Origin of the sequence: Candidatus Phytoplasma bonamiae (genome assembly GCF_030586845.1) — a bacterium.
In the GTDB taxonomy this organism is placed as follows: Bacteria; Bacillota_I; Bacilli_A; order Acholeplasmatales; family Acholeplasmataceae; genus Phytoplasma; species Phytoplasma bonamiae.
In genome coordinates this window covers 1-6,221 of the sequence record NZ_JAOSIQ010000003.1, presented here as the reverse complement: position 1 = coordinate 6,221, position 6,221 = coordinate 1, and the positions used below count along the sequence as shown (strand labels likewise).

Annotated in this window: 4 protein-coding genes; 2 read left to right on the top strand and 2 right to left on the bottom strand. The window is 24.8% G+C overall.

Annotated elements, in window-relative coordinates; all coding sequences use genetic code 11:
• The coding region (locus tag OC701_RS00505) for a hypothetical protein (protein WP_304514165.1) at positions 1 to 191 on the top strand (191 nt) is incomplete at its 5' end.
• A 57-nt stretch (positions 192 to 248) separates the two neighbouring features.
• Here OC701_RS00505 and ileS read toward each other — a convergent pair.
• Together ileS and ychF are read right to left on the bottom strand one after the other, a co-directional pair.
• Positions 249 to 3,065 carry an isoleucine--tRNA ligase gene (gene ileS / locus OC701_RS00500; protein ID WP_304514164.1) on the bottom strand — a complete coding sequence of 939 codons (2,817 nt, stop codon included), beginning with the start codon at positions 3,063 to 3,065 and terminating at the stop codon, positions 249 to 251.
• Positions 3,066 to 3,150: 85 nt separating this feature from the next.
• On the bottom strand, positions 3,151 to 4,254 hold the full coding sequence (ychF, locus tag OC701_RS00495) for a redox-regulated ATPase YchF (RefSeq protein WP_304514163.1): 1,104 nt from the start codon (positions 4,252 to 4,254) through the stop codon (positions 3,151 to 3,153).
• A gap of 317 nt (positions 4,255 to 4,571) precedes the next feature.
• Between ychF and pduL the strand changes: the two genes are divergently transcribed.
• Positions 4,572 to 5,162 (top strand): phosphate propanoyltransferase, encoded by a 591-nt coding sequence (gene pduL, locus OC701_RS00490; protein WP_304514162.1) that lies wholly within the window; start codon positions 4,572 to 4,574, stop codon positions 5,160 to 5,162.
• Positions 5,163 to 6,221 lie beyond the last annotated feature (1,059 nt).

Below are 6,221 nucleotides of genomic sequence, written 5' to 3'. Positions count from 1 at the left end.
TTCATTTTATTGCGAATTCTGATGTATCTGAAACTCAAATTAATAATGATCTTAATAGAATAGAACAAAAAATTAATAATTTGAATCAGAAATATGGGAAACTTATTTTTAATAAAGTGATAAATTCTAATAAATTAAAACAATTTTTACCTAATTTTGTTATTGTTCCGGTTGTAAAAGGTGTAAATTAATTATAAAAAAAATTCTTTTAATAAAAGAGGAGTAAAATTTATTTTTACTCCTCATCTTTAATTTTCTATTTGTTTATGTAATTGTGAATTATTTTTTATTAAATTTTTTACTACTAAATTACAGCGATTACATAATTCGTTATGGGTATTATAATTTTTTATTACATTCCAACAGCGAGGACAGGTTTTTCCTATAGATTTAATGATTTTAATTTTAATTTGAAATGATTCTATAATTTGAATTTCTGATACAATAAATAATTGATGTAAACAATTATTTATTTTTAATTTTGTTATTGCGTTTAAATATTCTGTTGTTAATTCTAAAATTATTTTAGCTTCTAAAGATTTATTAATAATTTGATTTTTTCTGGCTTCTTCTAATTTTTTTAGTATTATACCTCTTAGTTCTAAAAATTTTTGATAAGCTTTTTGTTCTTCTGAATTAGTATCTTCTTGTTTAAATGCATCTATGAAGTTATCAATTTGTGTTATTTCAGGCATGTTTTCTAAATAAACATCTTCTTTTTTGAATTTTTGGTTAACATTTAAATAATTATATGCTTCTGAAGTTGTATGAGGTATAATTGGTGTCAAAATAATTAGTAAATCTAATAGTAAATCGTATATATTGGATTGAATAGTTCTTCTGTCTTTACAATTAGGCATTTCAATATACAAAATATCTTTGGCAAAATCTAAATAAAAAGCACTTATTTTAGTGGTTATAAATGGATATATTAAACTTATAATTTTTTCAAAATTATAAGTTTCGTATGCTTTAATAATTTGTTTAATTATTTGTTTAAATTCGAGAATTATTAATTTATGCAAAGAAGTTCTTTTTTGAAAAGATATATAATTTGTTTGTATATTAAAATCGTATAAATTACCTAACATAAATCGTAAAGTATTTCGTATTTTACGATATTTTTCTTCTATTTGTTTTAAAATAGAATGATCTATTCTAACATCGTTTTTATAATTGGTACTAGCTACCCATAATCTTAATATATCAGCTCCGCTTTGTTTTATTATGGATTGCGGTTCTATAATATTTTTTTTTGATTTGCTCATTTTTTGTCCTTGACCATCAAGAACGAAACCGTGAGTAATAATCGTTCGATAAGCTGCTTTATTAAATGCAGCTACGGAAGTAATTAAAGATGAATTAAACCATCCTCTATATTGATCCGAACCTTCTAAATATAAATCAGTTGGAAAAAAATTTGAAGAAATATTTTGTATAACGTTGTATGAAGTACCAGAATCAAACCAAACATCTAGAATATTAGTATCTTTAGTAAATAAATGATATTTATTATTTTTTTTAATATATTGTTCGGGTAATAATTTTGAAATTTCCCATTCATGCCAAATACTTTTACCATATTTTTCAAATAAATCGGCAAAATGTTTAATTATTTGGATATCCAAAATGGGTTTTTGATTTTCGTCATATAATATAGGAATAGGTACTCCCCATTTTCTTTGTCTACTTATATTCCAGTCTTCTCGGTTTATTATCATATTATACATTTTTTGTTCTCCCCAAAGAGGAAACCATTTAATGTTTTTAATTTCTTTTAATAATTCTTTTTTTATACTTTGAATATCTATAAACCATTGTGATAAAGCTAAAAAAACAATAGGTTTATTAATGCGATTATCATGAGGATATAAATGTTCTATCAATTCTGCTTTAATTAAAAGTCCCAATTTTTTTAAATCTTCTATAATCAAATCATTGGCTGTTTGAAAAAAAATTCCTTGATATTGAGGAGATAATTCTGTCATATTACCTTTTTTATCAATACTTAAACTTATTTCTAAATTATATTTTTGTCCTATTAAAAAATCTTCTTGCCCATGGCCTGGAGAGATACTAACTAAACCTGTACCTTCTTGATCGGAAACAAATTCGCCTAAAATAATTTTTTTAGTTTTATTAAACAAAGTGTTTTCATATTGTAAATTTTCTAACTGTTGACCTGTTAAAACTTTGATAATTTCAATTTTGTGCCAATTGAATTTAATTTGCAATTTTTTTAAAACTTTAGCTCCTATAATATATTTTTGATTTTTATTAACATTAATTAAATAATATTGAGATTTTGGGTTGACACAAATCGCTTCATTAGAAGATAAAGTCCAAGGATTAGTAGTCCAAACTATAAATTGGACGTTTTGCTCAAAATCTTTATATTCATTATTTATTATTTTAAAGGTTGCAAAAATAGACCAAGTTTGATGTTTATGATATTCTATTTCTGATTCAGCTAAAGAAGAGTTTAAATAAGTAGACCAATAAACAGGTTTTAATTGTTTAAAAATTAATTTTTTTTCTAACATTTTTGCAAAAATTCTAATTTGGTTTGCTATATATTTATTATCGCAAGTTAAATAAGGATTATCCCAATCTCCTAAAATACCTAATCTTTTAAAATTTTCTTTTTGTTTTTGGATAAAATCAAAAGCAAATTTTTTACATTCTTCATTAAAAAGGTTTGTTGTTAAATTTTTATTTTGATAATTTTTTTTTAAAACTGCAATTTCAATTGGCAATCCATGTGTATCCCATCCTGGTATATAAGGTGCATTATGTCCTTGCATGGTTTTAAATCTTAATATGAAATCTTTTAAAATTTTATTTAAAGCATGACCTATATGTATATCACCGTTAGCATAAGGAGGGCCATCATGCAGGATAAATGTGGGATTTTTTTGATTTTTTTTTAAATTTTTTTGATATAGATCTATTTGATGCCAATATTTTTCTATTTCAAGTTCTTTTTGTGGTAAATTTCCTCTCATAGGAAAATCAGTTTTGGGCATGGATAACGTATTAGTATAATGTTTATCTTTTTGATTCATTTTTATATATATATTTTCCTTTTATAGTAGTAATTAGGTTAAAGATTCATAACTAAATAAAATAATTGTGAGTTTTATATATTTTTTAGACGCGAAATTTAAAATTTATAATATCACCATCTTGAACTATATAATTTTTACCTTCTGAACGTAATTTTCCTTTTTCTCTTATTTGACTAATATTATTATATTTAATGATTTCGTTATAATTAATAACTTCTGCTCGAATAAAACCGCGTTGAAAATCTGTATGTATTGATTTAGCGCATTGAGGAGCTGTGGAGCCTTTGATGAAAGACCAGCTTCTTGTTTCTTTAGGTCCAGCAGTAAAATACGTTTGTAAATTTAAAAGTTGATAACTATTTTTAATTAGCTTTTCTAAAGCATATTTAGATGAAAATAATGTTTGTGTTTGATTAATATTTAATGTATTTTTATCAATCGAGGCAGAAGAATAATTTTTTTTAGCTTCCAGAATACAAATAGGAATAAATGTTCTATTAGTTTTTAAACTAAACTGATTCATTTGTTGAAAAAAAATATTTTTATCCCAATTATTTTGGTTTTCTGGTAAATTACCTATATAAATCATTGGTTTAAGAGTTAATAAATTGAAATTTTTTATTATTTGAATTTCTTCTTCTTTTAAATTTAATTCGTTAGTGGTAATATTTTTGATTAAATTTTGTTTAATTTTTTGCAAAAGTTGCATTTCTAATTGTGTTTCTTGTTGTATTTTTTTTTTGGAATAATTTATTTTAGTTAAACGTTGTTCTATTTGTTCTAAATCAGCTAAAATTAGTTCTGTTTCGATCATTTGACTTTCTAAAACAGGATTAATTTTTTCATGAATATGGATTATTTTTGGATCATCAAAACATTTAACGACGTGACAAATAATATCGACATTGCGAATATGATTTAAAAATTGATTCCCTAGTCCTTCTCCTTTGGAAGCTCCTGGAACTAAACCAGCAATGTCTACGAATTGTATTTGGGTTTTAATAACTTGTTGAGATTTAAAAAAATTTGCAATATATTTTAAACGTTCATCGGGAACTTCTATCATAGCTATATTAGGCTGGATAGTTGCAAAAGGATAATTCGCTTCTAAAATATTTAATCCTGTTAATGCGTTAAATAAACTTGATTTACCTACATTAGGTAATCCTATAATTCCAACTTTCATATATTTTTTTCACCTTACTAAAAAATTTATTGTCAAAATAATTTTTTCAATTTTATTATTTAATTATAACATTTTACTTGTTTAAATGATTCTTGAAGACTACTTTTTTTATATTGCTACCATTTATAAAAAGTATTATAATGTATGTTAGTCAATGGATTTTAAGGGGAAATTTTATTTATTTTTTGATAAATATTAAAAAATGTATTTATTGATTTATAAATAATATAAATAATAAAATTGTTTTTTGAATAAAAGAAATCCTATTAAATTTATTATTTTAGACTAAATTTTAAAAAAATAGAAGGAATGGAATTATGTTAAAAAAAAAAATGATACCTGTGGGAGTTTCCGGTAGACATGCTCATTTGTCTTTAGAAGCTTTAGAAATTTTATTCGGAAAAAATTACCAATTAACTTGGTTTAAAGATTTGACACAAAAAGGCCAATTTGCTGCTAACGAAAAAATAGATGTTATTAGTTCTAACAATCAAATTCTTAAAAATGTTCGTATCTTAGGTCCTTTAAGAAGATTTACGCAAGTTGAAATTAGTAATAGTGATAATATTAGAAATCAATTTGGTGCTCCTGTTAGGAGTTCAGGAGACATTAAAGGTTCTGCTAGTGCTACTTTAATTGGTCCTTGCGGAAAATTATTTATTAAAGAAGGAGTTATTATTGCTGATAGACATATACATTTATCCGATGAAGAATCTAAAGATTTAGGTTTAACAGATCAACAAATAGTGAGTATTCGAATAGATGGTATTAAATCTGGTATTTTGCACAATGTTTTGTGTCGTGTAAATAAGGATTTTAGTTTAGAATTGCATATAGATACGGATGATGCTTCAGCATTTCATTTAAAAAATGGTGATTTAGTAGAATTAATTTGTAATATAAAGTGAATGAAAAATTTATAAATTTTTGAAATAAAATTTAAATAAATATAAAAAATAAAAAGCGATTTATTTTAAGTAAATTTGAAGTATTAAATTTTTTTATTTTAATGTTTTTATTCTTAAAAACTATATATGTTTTGTATGTTTATTTATGATTATTTTTTTAGAAATAATTTTTGTATTTCATTTTAGATATTTTCAAATAATAATTTAAATTATTAAAGGATTATTTTTTAGAAGAAAGTAAAAAGATTTTTTATATAGAAGAAAGAGTTGTTATTTGTGTTTTTAGAATCATTTTGGTCAGAAGAACCAAGAAAATTTACAAAAATTGAAGGGGCGCCAAAGAGGCCTAAATTTCGCGCTATTTAACCAATAGCCAGGGATGATAAACCCTGAAAGGATATGGTTGGTCTGACAAACGAAAGTAAGTTAGATTAAAGCAGACCATAAAAGTGGGTTGCGACGAAAGCAAATTAGTCAAGATGACTCCGCCACCAAATAATTCCATGGAGAAGCCTGAGATGGCCTAAGAAGGGAAATGGATGTAATATTAAACCTGTTCCGGAAGTTGCTTAAACGGACAGTCCAGAGTCTACTAGTATATACTTCAAGTACTGAGTAGTTTATCTGAGAAAGAAACCTGGAATCAGCCTCCTAAAGAGGATACTTCCCCTAAAGGATTAAGGTAGAAATTTAGTGTAACTTGGAGAATCCTAAAACTAAGTAATTAAGTTTACTAATCCGGAAATAAAAGTCCGGATGGTCAAGGATAAAGAATCTTTTTAGTAGTCGTAAGGGTAAAACTAGATTTGGAATAATTTAGTTAATCGTCTTACCGAGAAGAGAGTTAATGACTCTTATAGGGCGAAAGAAGAAAGTAATTTATTATTTATTCAATGGCATCAAGGAAGGAGTTGATATATCATATCAACAACGGTTTCATCAGAAACTAAACTTTCACGAACATTGAATAGAATTCAATATTGTTCATCAAACAGCTACTCCTTAAAAAGAGAAATCCAGCAGGGAATGAATAACTTTTATAACACATTAATGGCGTTC